Origin of the sequence: Rhodanobacter sp. Root627, from assembly GCF_001427835.1 — a bacterium.
Lineage (GTDB): Bacteria > Pseudomonadota > Gammaproteobacteria > Xanthomonadales > Rhodanobacteraceae > Rhodanobacter > Rhodanobacter ginsenosidimutans.
Genome location: NZ_LMGW01000001.1, coordinates 766814 through 784068 on the forward strand (window position 1 = coordinate 766814; position 17255 = coordinate 784068).

Genomic DNA, 17255 nt, shown 5'->3' on the forward strand with positions numbered 1-17255 from the left:
GGACTACAGCCCGCGTGGCGGCCAGAAACTGGGTCTCGACAGATCGATGCCCTGCTTGCGAGCGACCTGCTATTTCGTTGTGGAGTTTTGCGTCCGTGGTGTTCCAGCTTCTGCTGGACGCGGTCGGCGAGCTGTGCCGCCGGGTCGATTTCCGGCTTCGGTCTGCATCGTCAGAAATCGAAATCGATGCCGACGAAGCCGGTCGTGCCGACGGCCGGGAAGCCGATGTCGTCCATGTACTTCCTGTCGGTGACGTTCTCGATGCTGAGGTTGATGGCCAGTTGCGGGTTGACGCGGTAGTTCACGCGGGCATCCAGGCGGTCGTATTCGGGCATGGTTTCGTTGACGACGTCGCCGCTGTAGCGGCTGGCTTCGAAGCGGTGGCCGGTCCAGAGGTAGTTGAGGTCGAATTGCCAGTGGTCGTTGGGTGCATAAGTGGCGGTGGCGCCGGCCTTGATTCGCGGGCGGCCAAGCAAGGGGCTTTCCGCGTCGATGTCGGTGTAGCTGCCGTGGGCGCCCAAGGTCCATTTCTGGTCGTTGGAGTGCCAGCGGGCATCGATGTCGACGCCTTTCATTCGGGTGTGGGCGCGGTTGACGTTGCGGAACAGCTCGCTGTCGAAGTCGATCAGGTCCTTGTAGTCGTTCACGAAGTAGCTGAGGTTGAGGACGGTATTGCTGGCCATCCATTCGATGCCGGTGTCGCGGGTGGTCGACCGTTCGGGCTTCAAGTCCTTGTTGCCGGTGAGCGGATGGCCCAGGGCGAAGAAGCTTGGCAGCTTGTAGCCGGTGCCGGCGTTGGCGAACCAGCTGAGGTTGTCGCTCAGCTGATAGCGGAAACCGCCCTGCACGCTTTGTCGTGTGCCGAAATGGGCATTGCTGTCCGAACGGAGGCTTGCGCCCACGAACAACTTCCCGGTGAGGTAGCTGTTGAGGTTGAGGAAGGCGCTTCGGGTGGAGCGGCTGAGGCGGAAGTCCGTGGGCATCCGCTCGCCGTAGACGAGGTATCCCCTGCTCTCCCCGGCCTCGTGTCTGCCTTCGAAACCGATGTTGGCCCAGGTGCCCTGCTTGTCGCCCAGGGTGTTGATCCACTTGATGTCGGTGCGGGTGAAGTCCGTCCGGGCGCCATTGGGTGGCACGGCGTCGAAAGGGAGGATGCCGGGGGAGTCGATGTCCTGATCGCGGTTGAACCATGTCGCGGCGAGTGTGCTGGTCCAGCCGTCGCTGATCGCCCACGCCCATGAGGCGGCCGCGTTCTGGTCGGTGTAGTGGCTTCGATCCAGATCACGGTTGCGCGCAAACAGCGGGCCGCCGCTTTGTTCGGGGAAGGTGGTTTTTTCTCCCTTCGTGTGGCGATAGGTGAAGTCCAGCTGATGCGCGCCGAGAGCCGAGTCGAGTTTTATCAGCGCTTCCCGGTTGTTGGCGCTGCTGCCTTCAATGGGCATGCCGGCGTGCTTGTCCTGCAGTCGCAACACATAGCCGGTGTTGTCCACCGTGCCGGTGCTGCTGAAGCTGCCGGTTCGGTAACCATGCTCGCCGCCGGACAGGGAAAGATGCTGTTGAATGGTCGGCGTGGGTTCGGCGGTGATGATGTGGATGACGCCGGCCAGGGCGTCCGATCCGTAGATGGCGGATTGGGCGCCGCGGATGATCTCCACGCGCTGGATCGAGGCGATGTTGATGTCGTTGACATCGAACGCGCCGCCGCGCGTGTTGGTGGGGTCATTCATCTCGATGCCATCGACCAGCACCAGGGTGTGATTGGCCTCGGCGCCGCGCAGGCTGATGGTGGTGAGGCCGCCGGGACCGCCTTGCGCCGCGACCCATACGCCGGTTACTTGCCGCAAGGCATCGGCAAGGCTGTGGTTGCTCAGGGCTAGCAGTTGCTGGTGATCGATGACCGTGACGGAGGAGGCGATCTGCTCGGCGGTTACGGGGCTGTAGGTGCCGGTCACGATGACTTCGTCGGTGGCGGCGATGGCCTGGGTGGCCATCAGGCTCACCAGCACCGGCAATAGGCTGAACTTCATGCGTTTACTCGGATGTGGATAGCGACCACCCGTTCGGCCCGCGGTGAACGTGGTGGCTTGATGTGTGTGGTTCGAAAGCGTTGCCGCATCATGCGCAGCGCGCATGATGCGGAGTCACGGACAGCAGCTCATTGATCCGGATCAGTTGCGCCGACGCCACTCGCCTCAGGTCAATGCGCCGGCTTGGCGAGTTCGCCCTGCAGCAGGATCAGTCGCGGCTTCAATGCGGATTTGGCGGGCTTGGCGGTGTTCTGGGCCATGTCTTGGGCGCCCTGGTCCACGCCATCGTTTTTCACGAATTCACCCAGCAGATCCAGCTCGAAGATGCCGGCCACGATGTCCGGGCGCTGGTCGTGGTTGACGTCGGCCAGCGCCAGCGAGACGACGCCGGCGGGCCGGCTGATGATGGCGTGCGGCGTGAAGTTCTGGGCGCCGTCGTTTTCAAACCACACCAGGCTCTGGCGTTGCGGGTCGTCCCAATAGTTGAGCCAGCTGCCGGCCACGACGTCCATGTCGCCATCGCCATCGAGATCGCCGGCATCGGCGATGGCGGTGCCGTAGAAGCGGCCGATGTCGCGGAATTCGAACGTGAGGTTGCCCTTGTTTTCCAGCCATTCCACGCCGTGATACGGCTTGGGATCGGGCTGGTAGTCGAGCGCGTCGCCATTGGTGAACAGGATGTCGGGGTCCTGGTCGCCATCCATGTCGATCACCTTCATGCTGGTCGATCCGAACATGGGGTGCGGCCCGCGGTACAGCGCGGTGTAGGCGAAACTGCCCTGCCCCTTGTTCATGAAGGCCACGACCGCCTCGTGCTGTTGCGCGATCAGGCTCACGAAGTCGATCTTGCCGTCGTTGTCCAGATCGACCGGGGAAAGGTTCAGCGCGCCGGTGACCTTCAGTATCCGGTGCGGCACGAACTTGCCGCCGCCCAGCTTGCCGTCACCAAGATTCTCCAGCCACGCCAGTTCGCCCACGTCGCCACCGCCGAAGATGGCCACGCCGATGTCGAGGTCGCCGTCGTTGTCGATGTCCATCGCGCGTGCATCGGTCACCCGGCCCACCTTGTCCAGCAACACCTGCTTCTCGAATTTCCCCGACGGCAGCTGTCGCAGCAGGACGACTTTTCCGGTCAGCGCCGGTGACGGCGGGAACGTGCCCAGGTCCGCCACGATGATGTCCTTGTATCCGTCGCCATCGATGTCCGCGACATCGGTATGCAAGGGAATGTCGATATCCGCGAGCGCGGTTTCGTGCCAGGCGCGCCCCTTTTTCTGCAAGAGCACCACCTTCTTGCCGGCGCCGTCACAGATGATGAACCCGGGGGTCGTGTCGTCGTGCAGCGGCGTTGCGTTGATGTTGAGAATCAGCGGCACCGCCGATTTTTCCCCCAGCTCCGTCATGCCGAATGTCAGCGGGCTGCCTTCGCGGGTGAAATAGGGAAGCCGCGGCAGGCTCGCCGGGCTGCTGCCCACATACAAGGCGGTGATGTCCCTGAGCACGTCCGCGGGGATCGCTTCATGGCCGGCTTTTGAAGCGGCCATGTCCGCCATGCCTTGCACGACGCGCGGCCAGCCGCTCTTCGGCATGACGCTGGGGGACGGGACCTTGTGGCAGCCACTGCAGTAGCGATTCACCGATTCCAGCACCGACTGCACGGTTTTCGGTTGCGTGTCGGTCAGCAGTTGGGCATGGGCCAGTGGTGCGAAGGCAAGCACTGCCAACGGCAGCCACCTGGATATCAGCGGACGGTTCATCGTTGCTCGGACTCTTGTTTGCGTGTTGTTGTTTCGTGACCGAGAGTGCCTTGCCTCCGCCTCAAGGTGCACCCACTCCCCTGCCACCGCACGTTGCTGCATCGGGTGGCTTCGCTCGTCGATCGCGCAATCATGCTATCGGGTTCGCGGCTGGCAGAGCGTCGCCGTGAAAGCGTATGCGGCAATCTGCAGCAGCAGCGATGCCTGTCGCCATGGCGCCTGTCTGCCGATCACGGCCTGCGACAATTTCTCACAGCGACCGGCCCGCGCAACCTGACTTGAATCAAGAATGCCGACGGGGCTTGCCGCCAGCATGCGCGCATCACAGGGAGATGCGCGATGAGTACCACTCGAAAACTCTGGCTGGGCCTTGCGGCCTTGCTGATATCGTCTTTTGCCGTATTGCTGTGGGTTGGCGATGTGGTGCACCAGGAGGCGCCGCCGCTGCCGGCAGCGGTTGTCACCAGCGAAGGCCAAACGCTTTATACCCGCGCCGACCTGCAGGAAGGCCGGCAGGTGTGGCAAAGCATCGGCGGCCAGCAACTGGGTTCAATCTGGGGCCACGGCGCCCTGCTCGCGCCGGACTGGAGCGCCGACTGGCTGCATCGCGAAGCGTTGGCGATGCTGGAGCTGCTGGCGCGCGACGAAGGCGCCGCATCGTTCGCGTCCCTCGATGCGGCACAACAGGCCGCATTGAAGGCGCGCATCCAGCCTGAGCTTCGACACAACACCTACGACGCGGCCACCGACACCATTACCGTGTCGCCGCTGCGCGCGCAGGCCATGGCCATCGTTGGCGCGCACTACATGAGCCTGTTCAGCAATGATCCGGCCACCGCCAAGCTGCGCGAAAACTATGCGATGCGCGACAACACCATCGCGGAGATGGAACACCGCCGCATGGTCACCGCGTTCTTCTGGTGGACCAGTTGGGCGGCCGCCGCCGAGCGTCCGGGCAGCACCATCAGCTATACGCAGAACTGGCCGTTCGACCCGGTGGTGGGCAACGTGGCCACGCCGACCAGCTTCATGTGGTCGATCTTCAGCGTGCTGTTCATGATCATGGGCATCGGCCTGCTGGCATGGCACCACGCGCGTCATGTCAGTGATGAACCACTGCCGCCCATTCCCGCGCGCGATCCGTTGGCCGATCTCAAGCCAACGCCGTCGATGAAGGCCACGGCGAAATATTTCTGGACCGTGCTGGCGTTGTTCCTGGCGCAGATCCTGCTGGGCGCCACCACGGCGCACTACCAGGTGGAAGGTCAGGAAGCCTACGGTTTCGCCCTGGCCAACTACCTGCCCTATTCATTGACACGCACCTGGCACACCGAGCTGGCGGTGTTGTGGATCGCCACCGCATGGCTGGCCACGGGCTTGTACATCGCGCCGATGATTTCCGGCTATGAGCCGAAATTCCAGCGCTTCGGGGTGAACTTCCTGTGGGTGTGCCTGCTGGTGATCGTGGTCGGTTCGTTCGCTGGCCAGTGGCTGGCGGTAATGGACAAGCTGGGCCTGGAACACAATTTCTGGTTCGGTCATCAGGGCTGGGAATACACCGACATCGGTCGCTTCTGGCAGATATTCCTGTTCATCGGATTGATGCTGTGGGTGTTCCTGGTGGGGCGTGCCTTGTGGCCGGTGATGCGCAGCAAGACGGCGACATCCTCGATCGTTGGCCTGCTGTTCCTGTCCACCGTGGCGATCGGCCTGCTCTACGGCGCCGGCCTGATGTGGGGTGAGCACACCCATATCGCGATGGTCGAATACTGGCGCTGGTGGGTGGTGCATCTGTGGGTGGAAGGCTTCTTCGAAGTGTTCGCCACGGCCGTGATCAGCTACCTGTTCCTGAAACTCGGCCTGATCCGTCCGCTTACCGCCACCGTCGGCGTGCTGTTCGCCACCATCGTGTTCATGGCCGGCGGCGTGCTGGGCACGCTGCACCACCTGTACTTCACCGGCACCACCACGGCGGTGATCGCGCTGGGTGCCAGCTTCTCGGTGCTGGAAGTGGTGCCGCTGGCGCTGATCGGGCTGGAGGCCTACGACACCTGGAAGAAGCAGCACGTGGCGCCGTGGATGGCACGCTACCGCTGGCCGATCATGTTCTTCGTGGCGGTGAGCTTCTGGAACCTGGTCGGTGCGGGCATGTTCGGTTTCCTGGTCAACACGCCGCTGGCGCTGTACTACATGCAGGGCCTCAACCTCACTGCCACGCACGGTCATACCGCGCTGTTCGGCGTGTACGGCATGCTCGGCCTGGGCCTGATGCTGTTCTGCCTGCGCGGCATCAAGCCGGCGGCGCAGTGGCGCGAAGGCTGGCTGCGTGGTTCGTTCTGGTGCCTCAACATCGGCCTCTCGCTGATGGCGCTGTTGACCCTGTTGCCGCTGGGCATCCTGCAACTGAAGGCGGTGCTGGAGCACGGCTACTGGTTTGCCCGCTCGGCCGAGTTCATGGATCGCCCGCTGATCCACATGCTGGTGTGGATGCGCGTGCCGGGCGACACCTTGTTCGCGGTGGGCGCGGTGTTGATTGCGGTCTTCGTCGCTTCGCTATGGCTGCTGAAGGACCGCCGCCGGCCGATCGAACCGCTGTTGCAGAAGCGGCCCGTGCTGGTGGCGGTTGAACGCAAGGAGCTTGAGGAGGCGTGAGTTTCCCCTCCGTGTACCGTCGGCGCAGTCTCTTGCACCGCTGTACGGGTGCGAGGTTGTCCGGCGGCGCGGCGGTGATCGGTCCCGCTGCCAGGGAAGATGTCGAACAACGCCGTCATTCCAGCTTTCGCTGGAATGACGGACCGGACGAGGTTGTTCGAGCGCTTCCCGAGAGCGCGATCGGCCCTCCCCAGACTCGGAGTATCCCTTTCCATGCTTGAGTTCTACCCCCAGATCAAGGCCGTACACATCCTCTGCGTCCTGCTCAGCGGCGCCTTGTTCGCGCTGCGCGGCACGCTGGTGCTGGCGGGCCGCAACGGTGCTGCGCAATGGGCGCCGGTGCGCTATCTCAGCTACAGCATCGACACCACTTTGCTCACTGCGGCGTTGATGCTGCTGACCATCCTGCCAGGCGCGCTGTTCGCCAATGGCTGGCTCACTGCCAAGATGGCGTTGCTGGTCGTCTACGTGGTGCTGGGTACCCTGGCGCTGAAGCGCGCGAACAGCCAACGTGCGCGAACGGTCTGCTTCGTCCTGGCGCTTGCTACCTACATCTTCATGCTGGGCGTGGCGCGCATGCACCACCCGTTGGGTTGGTTGCATGGTTGACATGACGCGGAGCGTGCCGAGTTGAGCTTCCACGACCTGCGCGCATTTCTGGGGCGGCTTGAACGCGAGCGTCTGCTGCAGCGTGTGGACGCGCCGGTGAACCCGCACCTGGAATCCACCGCACTCTCATTGCGTGCCTTGCGCGAAGGCGGCCCTGCCCTGCTGATGACGCAACCGACAGGATCGAACCACGCCCTGCTCGGCAACCTGTTTGGCCATCGTCGACGGATCGAACTGGCACTGGCCGGGCGGCCGCTGGCCTCGCTGCGCGAATTGGGCCAGTTGCTCGCCGCGATCAAGGAGCCGCGCTGGCCATCCAGCCTGCGCCAGGCCTTGTCCACCTGGCCGGAGCTGGCGCAACTCGCCCATGTGGCACCGCGACGGGTTCGCGATGCCGCGTTCGAGGAGGAGACCTTGCGCGGTGCCGACATCGACCTCTCGCGTCTGCCGATCCAGCATTGCTGGCCCGGCGACGCCGGCAAGCTGATCACCTTCGGCCTGGTGGTGACGCGCGGCACCGGGAAGCCGCGGCAGAACGTGGCGATCTACCGCCAGCAGGTGATCGGGCCGAACCGGGTGATCATGCGCTGGCTGCCGCATCGCGGCGGCGCGCTGGATTACGCCGACTGGCGCGCCGCGCATCCGCAGCAACCCTTCCCCGTGCTGGTGGCGATCGGTGCGGACCCGGCCACCCTGCTCGCTGCCGTGGCGCCGGTGCCCGATACCTTGTCCGAGTACGAGTTCGCGGGACTGCTGCGCGGTCAACGCACCCAGGTATGGCATAGCGAATTGACGGGGCTCGACGCGCCGGCCGGCGCGGAGATCCTGCTGGAAGGTTTCATCCATCCGGACGACACCGCGCTGGAAGGCCCGTTCGGCGACCACACCGGCTACTACAACGCGCAGGATCATTTCCCGGTATTCACCATCGAACGCATGCGTTTGCGCCGCGATGCGATCTACCACGGCAGCTACATGGGACGCGCGCCGCACGACGAACCGTCGGTGCTGGCGATGGCCTTGAACGATGTTTTCGTGCCGATCCTGCAGAAGGTGTTTCCCGAGATCGTCGACTTCTTCCTGCCGCCGGAGGCGTGCTCGTACCGTATCGCCGTGGTCAGCATCCGCAAGCAGTACGCCGGCCATGCGCGGCGCATCATGATGGGCGTGTGGTCGTACCTGCGCCAGTTCACCTACACCAAGTTCGTGATCGTGGTGGATGACGACATCGATGTGCGCGACTGGTCGCAGGTGATCTGGGCGGTGTCGACGCGGGTGGACCCGGCGCGCGATGCGATGCTGGTGGAAAACACCCCCATCGACTATCTCGATTTCGCCAGCCCGGTGGCGGGGCTCGGCTCCAAGCTCGGCATTGACGCCACCAACAAATGGCCGTCTGAAACCACGCGCGCCTGGAGCCGGCCGATCGTGTCGGATGCCGCCGTGGAGGCGCGCGTGGATGCGCTGTGGGCGACATTGCAGGCGACGGTTCCGCCGCGCTGACGCAACGGCCTCACCGCTAGTCCTGCGTATCGGCCGCCGCCGGCTTGTCCCAACCCGGGTCGTTGAAATAGCGCGGATAGCTGGAGAGCGCTTCGCGCATTTCCGTCACCGACTCGACGTTCTTCGGGTCGGCCTTCAGCGACTGGGCGGCGGCGAGCAAGGGCACCAGGATGCCGTGCAAGGCAGCGTCAGGCTCGGCGCTCAGTTTGCAATTGGCAAACATGAACATCACCGCCTGCTCCACCTCCGTCGCACGATCGACGGCCATCGAATCGCTCATGTGGCCCTTCTCATGGTGGCTCAGCTGGTCGACCGCAACGTGTGCCCGCCGGATGCCTTCGCGCAATGGCGCATCGGGTGTCCAGCGTTGCGCCGGCACCGGCACGGTGTCGTGTGCGGCGCCATGTGCAGCCGCGTGCGCAACATCGCCATGCGCGTGCTGCGGTGTTGCCTGTACCGAAACAGCGAGGCCGAGGCCACAGGCCAACGCAAGAACCGACTTCACGAGTTTCATGTGGAGTACTCCGGCATGCGGCATGAATGCCGCGGATGAAATGATGCTAGTGCACCAGGCGCGGATGACGGCTGACCCACGTCAATGCCCTCGCCCCGTGGCGGCGCGCGTGTTCAGGAACCGCCGCTGGCATGCAGTGTGGCGCCGTTCCCGTCGCGCACGCTGACATCCACCGCGACACCATGCCGCACGCTTTCGGTTACCACGCAGAAGTTTTCGAACTGCTGCAACAGGCGCTCGATCTGCGCGTAGTCGGCAGCGGCGTCCGGCAATTGGATCACCACGTCGATGTGGGTTACGCGCAGGCGCTTCTGTTCGTTGCGGTCGAGCGTTGCCCGCGCGCGGGTCACGATGGTGCCAGGCGTGTTCTTGTACTTGCGCAGCGAGAACAGCAGGCTGGCACTGAGGCAGTTGGCGACCGCCGCCACCAGCATGCGCGACGGATTGGGGCCGCTGTCGTTGCCCAGGGGCGCCGACTCGTCGGTATGCAACGCCGGAATCGCGGTGTCGTCGAACTCGATCCGGAAAACGTAATCCGACTCCTGGGTCAGGGTCAGCGTGAATGCCTGGGTCTCGCTCATGCTCAAGCTCCTTCGGACGTGGATGTGCCGGACGCCGGGTGACGCTGCAACCATGCGTAATACAGCAGCGGAATGACCAGCAAGGTCAGCGCGGTGGACACCAGGATGCCGAAGATCAGCGACACCGCCAAGCCCTGGAAAATAGGATCATCGATGATGAAGAAGCCGCCGATCATCGCCGCCAGCCCGGTCAACACGATGGGCTTGGCGCGCACCGCGGCGGCATTGACCACCGCCTCGCGCAGCGGCTGGCCTGCCGCCAGCGCATGGTTGATGAAGTCGATCAGCAGGATCGAGTTGCGCACGATGATGCCGGCCAGGGCGATCATGCCGATCATCGAGGTAGCCGTGTATTGCGCGCCGATCAGCACGTGCCCGGGCATCACCCCGATCACGGTCAGCGGGATCGGTGCCATGATGATCAGCGGCACCATGTAACTCTTGAACTGGCCCACCACCAGCAGGTAGATCAACACCAGGCCGACCGCATAGGCCAGGCCCATGTCGCGGAAGGTCTCGTAGGTGATCTGCCATTCGCCGTCCCACTTGATCGCGGCGTGGGTGGTGTCGATGGGCTGGGCGATGAAATGCTGCTGCAGCAGTTGGCCGTCCAGACGCTCGTGGCCCAGTTCGCCCACCAGTGAAAACATGCCGTAGAGGGGGCTGTCCGTGTTGCCGGCATCGTCGCCGGTGACCGTGGCATAAGGCAGCAGGTCCTTGTGATAGATGGCCTGCTCGCGATGGGCCGGCTGCACGCTGACCACTTCGGACAACGGCACAAGCACACCGCTGGCCGCGCGTACGCGCAAGGCCAGCAACTGGCCCAGCGATGCCTGGTCGCCCGCGCCCAGACGCAGGCGGATCGGCACCGCGTACTTCGCCTGGCCGTCCATCAGATACGTGGCGTCATCGCCGGACAACGCGGTGCGCAGCAGTTGCGCGATCGAGCCCTGATCCAGCCCCAGCCGCGTTGCACGCGCACGATCGACCACCACCACGTCGCGCGGCGCCTCCGCCTCCACGCTGGTGTCCACATCCACGATGTCCGTATCGGCCTTGAACCTGGTCTCCAGCTCGCGTGCCATGCGCCGCACGCCGGCGTAATCCGGGCCATAGATCTCGGCCACGATCGGCGCCATCACCGGCGGACCGGGCGGCACCTCGACCAGCTTCACCGACGCGCCATAGCGCGCGCCCACCGCGACCAGTGTCGGGCGCACGGCGAACGCAATGGCGTGGCTCTGGCGCGAGCGCTCATGCTTGTCGACCAGGTTCACCTGCAGGTCGCCCACGATCGGCCCGCTGCGCAGGTAGTACTGGCGCACCAGGCCGTTGAAGGTGATCGGCGCGGCGGTGCCGGCGTAGCCCTGCCAGTCCTTCACCTCGGGCAAGGTCGCCACGGTCTGCGCCAGTTCGCCCAGCAGGCGGTTGGTGCGCTCCAGCGTGCTGCCCTCGGGCATGTCCACCACGATCTGAAACTCGGACTTGTTGTCGAACGGCAGCATCTTCAGCACCACCGCCTTGACCACCACCAGGCCGACCGCCGCCAGCACCAGCACACCCATCGCGGCAAACAGCAGATGCCGTCGGCGCGGCGCCCTCTCACCATCGAGGAACGGCAGCATCACGCGATGGAACAACCGGTGCGTGCGGCCACCATCGCCGGCGTGGCTGGCGACGGCCGCGTCCCCGGCCTCGGCATGCCCGCGCAACAGCTTCAGCGCCAGCCACGGCGTCACGATCAGCGCCACCGCCAGCGACAGCACCATGCCGGCCGAGGCGTTGATCGGGATCGGCCGCATGTACGGCCCCATCAGGCCGGACACGAACGCCATCGGCAACAGCGCCGCGATCACCGTGAACGTGGCCAGGATGGTTGCCCCGCCCACTTCGTTCACCGCCTGCGGAATCGCCTCGCGCAGCGTGCGCCCGCCCAGGGCCATGTGCCGGTGGATGTTCTCCACCACCACGATGGCGTCGTCGACCAGGATGCCGATGGCGAAGATCAACGCGAACAGCGATACGCGATTGATGGTGAAGCCCATCGCCCACGAAGCGAACAAGGTCAGAGCCAGGGTGATGATCACGGCGCTGCCCACCACCAGCGCCTCGCGCCAACCCATCGCCAGCAGCACCAGCAACACCACCGACAGCGTGGCGAAGATCAGCTTCTGGATCAGCTTGTTGGCCTTGTCGGTGGCGGTCTGGCCGTAGTCGCGGGTCACCGTGACATGCATGCCGGCCGGAATCACCACGCCTTGCAACGTCTGCACCTGCGCCGCGATGGCGCGGGTGATGTCGGCGGCATTGCTGCCGGGTTTCTTGGCCACCGCAATCGTCACCGCCGGTGCCTGGCCGGTTGCAGGCCCCGGCTTGCCCGCCGGTGCACCGAACCACGCATAGCTGGCCGGCAGGTCGGTACCCCGGTGGACGCGAGCGACGTCGGAGAGAAACACCGGCTGGCCGTTCTTCAGGCCGATCACCAGTTGCGATACATCCGCCGCGTCGGCGAGAAAACGCCCGGCCGTCAGCGGTGTGGCGCGGTCGCCGCTGATCCGGTCACCCGACTCGGTGACCACGTTGGCGGCACGCAGCGTGTTCGCCAGGTCGCTCACCGCCATGCCGTGGGCCGCCAGCCTGCCCGCCTCGAGCTGCACCACCACGGCGCGCTCGGGCGCGCCGATGGTGTAGACATCGCGCGTGCCGGGTACACGCTTGAATTCGGTCTCCAGCGTGTGCGCCACTTCGGCCAGTTGCAGCGGGCCATGGGCCGGGTTGTCGCTCCATAGCGTCAGCGTCATCACCGGCACGTCGTCGATGCCCATCGGCCGCACCAATGGCTGGCCTACGCCGAGGCCGGGCGGCACGAAATCCCGGTTCCGGAACACCTGGTTGTACAGCCGCACGATGGCCGCCTGCCGCGGCACGCCCACCTGGAACTCCACCGTCATTAGCGCCATGCCCGGCCGGCTCACCGAATAGACGTGCTTGACGCCCTCGATCTCCGACAGCTTCTGCTCCAGCGGATAGGCCACCAGATTCTCGACGTCGTGAACATCGGCGCCCGGAAACGGCACCATCACGTTGGCCATGGTCACGTCGATCTGCGGCTCTTCCTCGCGCGGGGTGATCATCACCGCCGCCAGCCCCAGCAGCAGCGCCGCGATCGCCAGGATCGGTGTCAGCGGAGATGCCTGAAACGCGCGCGCAATACGGCCGGAGAAGCCCAGTCGCGGTACGCTCATGGCGTGGTTTCCGCACGATGCGCAACCAGCCAGCGGGCGGCCGCGGCCGGGTCGGTGGCGATGCGCTCACCATCCTCCAACCCGGCCAGCACCTCGACCTTGTCACCGTAACGGTGACCGATGCGCAGCTGACGCAGCGCCACCTCGTGCTCACCCAGCACGTACACGCCCGGCAATTCCCCGCGTTGCACCAGTGCACTGGCCGGCAGCAGCAGGCGCCTGGCCTCGCCGCGGGCAAAGGCGACCCTCACCGTCATGCCCGGATACAGCCCGGTGGTGCCGGCCGGCAACAGCAGGCGCACATTGAAGGTGTGCGTCTGCGGATCGGCATACGGAAACACGCTGACGCTGCTGGCCTTGATGCGGTGTCCGCCCTCGCCATCGAGCAGCACCTGCGCCGCGCCATAGCGGCGGATCGCCTCGACGGCCGCCTGCGGCACCTGCACGTTGACGCGCAGCGCGTCCAGCGATTGCAACGCGATCAACGGCTGCGGCGATGGCGGCCCGGCCTGCACCGCCTCACCCACCTGCACGAAACGGCGGGTGATGATGCCGGCATACGGTGCGCGCACCACCGTATAGTCCAGCGCCTGCCCCACCTGGTCGCGTTGCGCCCGCGCCGCCGCCAGCGCCGCCTGCGCTGCGTCACGCTGGGCACGCTGCTGATCCATCTGCGCGCCGGACACGAAGCCCTTGGCATAAACCGCCTTGATCCGGTCATACGAGGCCAGCGCTTCGCGGTACGCCGCCTCGGCCGACACCACCTGTGCTTCGGCGGCGCGACGCGAGGACTTCTGTTCCACGTCGGTGAAACGCACCAGCACATCGCCCTTGGACACCACGTCGTTGACGTCGTGGGGCAGTTCGAGCACGCGTGCATTCGTCTGCGCGGTGATGGTGGCCTGGTTCACCGCCTCCACCACGCCATCCCATACCTGCTCGTCATGCACCGATTGGGCGTGCACGACCATGCCGGCGAGCGCGGGTGGCTGGCCGGCATGCTCGGTCGCTGGCTGGCCTTTGCCGCAAGCGGTCAAGGCCACAACAGCTAGCGACATGACGACATGGCGCAGGAGGGGTTTCATCAGGACGGGCTCTTGCTTGGAGGAACGAGGGGAGGCAGGCCTGCGGATGGATCGCTCAGGACTTTTTGCGCAGCGGCAGCATCCGGCGCAGGGTGTCGTCCTGCACGAAGTAGTGGTGGTACAGCGCCGCCGCTGCATGCAGGCCGATGAGGTAGTAGCCCAGGGTGCCGATCGTGCCGTGGAGATCCTCGATGGATTCCGCCAGCGCCTTGTCCGGCCCGATCAGCGCGGGCAGCTCCAGCCCGAAAAACGGGATCGCCTTGCCCGCGGCACTCAGCGTGAGCCAGCCAAGTAGGGGCATCAGGATCAGAAACGCATACAAAGCGCCGTGCATCAGGTGCGCCAGGTGTCGCTGCCACGCCGCTATCTGCGGGTTCATCTGCGGCGACGGCGTGACGAAGCGCACCGCGAGGCGCAGGAACACCAGCGCAAACACCGTCAGGCCCAGCATGAAGTGCCAGGTCTTCAGGTCCGCGCGCAAGTCGCTGCCGCGTGGCGCCAGTTCGTGCAGGTTGATGCAGGCGTAGACGCCGATCAGCAGCGCCAGCATCAGCCAGTGCAGGCTGATCGACAGTGAACCGTAGCGGTGGGTGGTGTTGTTCCAGTTCATCGGCAGTCTCTCGGGCAAAGGGTTTCGGGGCGGTGCTCAGGTTACGGCAAGGGGCTACGGGGATTTTCCGTCGGCTTGAGCCGCTCGATACCAAGCGCCTTCATCACGTATTTCTCGTAGATCGGCTCGGTCTTGCCCACGCGGATCTTGTGCATGAAGTATTTCTCGAACGCCACCTTGGCCACGTGCACCCACTTGCCCTCCCGCGCCCAGGTCACGTTGCGCGGCGGAATCTGCGGAATGGCCACGAATGCCGCACCGCTGTCGCCCATGTCGGCCAGGCACACCGCGTTCCAGGTGGCCTCGGCGGTTGCCGGTTTGCCTTCGATCGCGGACTTGATGTTGGTCGCCAGCGCCGTGACCATCGACTCGATCATGAAGCCGGTCTTCGGTGCGCCGGTCGGTACGGGCGTCACCTCCACCGGTGGGATCGCCACGCAGACGCCGGCGGCATAGATGTTGGGGAAGGTCGGGTTGCGCTGGTACTTGTCGATCAGCACGAAGCCGCGCGGATTCACCAGCCCTACCACCCCGAGCACGGCCGCCACACCGGTGAACGCCGGAATCAGCATCGCGTACGCAAAGGGCAAGGCATGCTGCTGCACCGGCTGGCCATGGGCATCGTGTTCGCTGACCAGCATCTGGCTGGGCTCGACCTTGTCGACACGGGCGTTGGTCACCCACTTGATGTGGCGCTCGCGCAGTTGCTTCTCCAGCAGGCCTTTCGAGTCACCCACGCCGCCCAGGCCCATGTGGCCGATATACGGCTCCGGTGTCACGAAGGTCATCGGCACCTTGTCGCGCAGCTTGCGCCGGCGCAGGTCGGTATCCAGCAGGAACGCGAATTCATACGCCGGGCCAAAACAACTGGCACCTTGCGCTGCACCCACCACGACGGGCCCGGGCGCCTTCAGGAACGCCTCGTAGGCAGCCCAGGCGCGGGTTGCATGCGGCGTCGTGCATACGGATTTGGTGTAGCCATCTTCCGGTCCGAAACCGGGTATCTCGTCGAAGGCCAGGCGTGGTCCGGTCGTGATGACCAGGTAGTCGTAATGCAGTTCGCGCCCATCCTGCAGCCGCACGAGGTTCGCCGCCGGATTCACCGCGCTCGCTGGCGAGTCGAAAAAATCGATGTCGTGCCGGGTCAGCGCCGGGCCGGCGTCGATCTGCACCTCGCCCGGCTTGCGCCAACCGATGCCCACCCAGGGGTTGGACGGCGTGAAGGAGAACTGGCCGCCCTCGCCCACCACCCTGACCCGATGTCCGCCACCCAGCGCATCCTTGATCTCGTACGCCGCGCTCATGCCACCCAAACCCGCACCCATGATGATGACATCACTCATGACAGACTCCTGCTTGGTCGGTGCCCACAGCATGGGCTGGCGCACCTTGCGGGGACTTGATGCTGGTCAATTCGATGGCGGGCGGCAGTCGCGACAAAACATCGCGGCAGCGCTGGCAGCGCGCTGTCAGCGTGCTTCGTCGATGATGCGGGTCAGGGTTTGCTCGACCTCGCCCGCAATCGCTGCAAGTGCGAGGTCGCTGGACAGCATGGCCAGCATCGGCCCCGGCCGGATCATGCCGATCCAGGTCTTGCCACCGTCGGTATAAACCGAAACACGACACGGCAAAGCCATGTTCATCCGCATGTCGGCGGCCAGCACTCCCGCCGCCTGCTTCGGATTGCACACCTCGAAAACCTGGCACTCGCGCTCGAACGCGATGCCCTTGCTGCGCAAGGTCGTGCCCAGATCGTGCACGTGCAGCAAACCAAAACCGTTGCGCGCCACCGCCTCGGTCAGATCGGTTGCCGCCTGTGCCGGCGACTTGGCAGTCTCAACGATGTAATACATGGCTCACTCCGTTCGGACCGATCAAACAATGCGGGAAGGAAAGGCGCAGCCGGGTTTCATGCCCAGCTTCTTCAGCATCAGCGCCAGCGGGCAGAAGCCGGTGAACGATGATTGCAGCAAATTGGCACCCACAAAGACCGACACCCAGATCCAGCCGGGCGCCACGAAATGCGCCAGCGCGATGCCCAGCAGCACAACCGCGCCGGCAAAACCGATGACCATGCGATCGACATTCATGACCCGAGGCTCCTGTGGTGGAAAAGCTTCGCGGCGTGTACGCCCCGGCGGGGCTGGTTCGGCGCGCCTTGAAGTTAGACATTTACTAAATTAGATATAGCTTAATTAGCTATCCATGCTAAAGTCAACCATATGAAACAACCAACGCCATCCATCGCCAGGGCCCGGGCATGAACCTTCCTGCCCACGCGGATATGAATCTCATGCAGTCGCGTTCCGAAGATGCCGCGCGACTGCTCAAGACGCTCGGCAACGCGCAGCGGTTGCGCGTGCTCTGCCTGCTGCTGGAAGCGGAAATGTCGGTGGGACAGATCAACGAACAGTTGCCCGAGCTGAGCCAGTCGGCGCTGTCCCAGCACCTCGCCCGGCTACGCAGCGACAACCTCGTGACGACGCGGCGCGAGTCGCAAACCGTGTGGTATGCGCTGCCACCGGGGCCGGCCCACTCCATCATCGCCGCGCTGTACGAGATCTATTGCATGCCCGATGCCGGCACCCGTAAGCGCAGCAGTCGGAAACGCCGTTGAGCAGGTTCGCGGAGCCCATCGAAAAAGATTTGATGCACGGACACGCGCGGAACTG

At 64.9% G+C, this 17255-nt stretch carries 14 protein-coding genes; 4 read left to right on the forward strand and 10 right to left on the reverse strand.

Features of this window, described 5'->3' with window-relative positions:
* Window positions 1-170: 170 nt before the first annotated feature.
* Both ASD68_RS03680 and ASD68_RS03685 read right to left on the reverse strand, forming a co-directional pair.
* On the reverse strand, window positions 171-2027 hold the full coding sequence (locus ASD68_RS03680) for a TonB-dependent receptor (RefSeq protein WP_056603521.1): 1857 nt from the start codon (window positions 2025-2027) through the stop codon (window positions 171-173).
* Window positions 2028-2197: 170 nt separating this feature from the next.
* Window positions 2198-3745 (reverse strand): VCBS repeat-containing protein, encoded by a 1548-nt coding sequence (locus tag ASD68_RS03685; RefSeq protein WP_235578668.1) that lies wholly within the window; start codon window positions 3743-3745, stop codon window positions 2198-2200.
* A 378-nt stretch (window positions 3746-4123) separates the two neighbouring features.
* Here ASD68_RS03685 and ASD68_RS03690 point away from each other — a divergent pair, with 378 nt between their 5' ends.
* From ASD68_RS03690 to ASD68_RS03700, 3 genes are all read left to right on the forward strand, one after another.
* Window positions 4124-6436, forward strand: a complete 2313-nt coding sequence (locus ASD68_RS03690) for a nitric-oxide reductase large subunit (protein ID WP_056603527.1) — start codon at window positions 4124-4126, stop codon at window positions 6434-6436.
* 213 nt (window positions 6437-6649) lie between these two features.
* Window positions 6650-7045, forward strand: a complete 396-nt coding sequence (locus ASD68_RS03695; protein WP_056603531.1) for a SirB2 family protein — start codon at window positions 6650-6652, stop codon at window positions 7043-7045.
* A gap of 21 nt (window positions 7046-7066) precedes the next feature.
* On the forward strand, window positions 7067-8548 hold the full coding sequence (locus tag ASD68_RS03700; protein WP_056603534.1) for a UbiD family decarboxylase: 1482 nt from the start codon (window positions 7067-7069) through the stop codon (window positions 8546-8548).
* A 16-nt stretch (window positions 8549-8564) separates the two neighbouring features.
* Here the strand turns inward: ASD68_RS03700 and ASD68_RS03705 are convergent, their stop codons facing one another.
* From ASD68_RS03705 to ASD68_RS03740, 8 genes are all read right to left on the reverse strand, one after another.
* A complete protein-coding gene (locus tag ASD68_RS03705) occupies window positions 8565-9062 on the reverse strand; it encodes a hypothetical protein (RefSeq protein ID WP_056603538.1) in 498 nt (165 codons plus the stop codon).
* A gap of 113 nt (window positions 9063-9175) precedes the next feature.
* Complete coding sequence (locus ASD68_RS03710; protein ID WP_056603541.1) at window positions 9176-9643, reverse strand: OsmC family protein; 468 nt, start codon at window positions 9641-9643, stop codon at window positions 9176-9178.
* A gap of 2 nt (window positions 9644-9645) precedes the next feature.
* Window positions 9646-12888 carry an efflux RND transporter permease subunit gene (locus ASD68_RS03715; protein WP_056603545.1) on the reverse strand — a complete coding sequence of 1081 codons (3243 nt, stop codon included), beginning with the start codon at window positions 12886-12888 and terminating at the stop codon, window positions 9646-9648.
* Window positions 12885-13973 carry an efflux RND transporter periplasmic adaptor subunit gene (locus ASD68_RS03720; protein WP_056603548.1) on the reverse strand — a complete coding sequence of 363 codons (1089 nt, stop codon included), beginning with the start codon at window positions 13971-13973 and terminating at the stop codon, window positions 12885-12887. Before ASD68_RS03720 ends, ASD68_RS03715 begins: the two co-directional genes overlap by 4 nt.
* A gap of 55 nt (window positions 13974-14028) precedes the next feature.
* Entirely contained in the window at window positions 14029-14583 is a 555-nt protein-coding gene (locus ASD68_RS03725) for a cytochrome b (RefSeq protein WP_056603552.1), read from the reverse strand.
* 41 nt (window positions 14584-14624) lie between these two features.
* Window positions 14625-15926, reverse strand: coding sequence for an FAD/NAD(P)-binding oxidoreductase (locus tag ASD68_RS03730; protein ID WP_056603556.1), 1302 nt, complete (start codon window positions 15924-15926; stop codon window positions 14625-14627).
* A gap of 126 nt (window positions 15927-16052) precedes the next feature.
* The gene (locus tag ASD68_RS03735) at window positions 16053-16436 is read right to left on the reverse strand and encodes a DUF302 domain-containing protein (RefSeq protein ID WP_056603559.1); all 384 of its coding nucleotides are present in this window, start codon (window positions 16434-16436) and stop codon (window positions 16053-16055) included.
* Window positions 16437-16457: 21 nt separating this feature from the next.
* Window positions 16458-16673: a DUF2892 domain-containing protein gene (locus ASD68_RS03740; protein WP_056603562.1), complete on the reverse strand. Its 216-nt coding sequence runs from the start codon at window positions 16671-16673 to the stop codon at window positions 16458-16460.
* A 203-nt stretch (window positions 16674-16876) separates the two neighbouring features.
* Here ASD68_RS03740 and ASD68_RS03745 point away from each other — a divergent pair, with 203 nt between their 5' ends.
* The gene (locus tag ASD68_RS03745) at window positions 16877-17200 is read left to right on the forward strand and encodes a metalloregulator ArsR/SmtB family transcription factor (protein WP_235578622.1); all 324 of its coding nucleotides are present in this window, start codon (window positions 16877-16879) and stop codon (window positions 17198-17200) included.
* The last annotated feature ends 55 nt before the right edge of the window (window positions 17201-17255 follow it).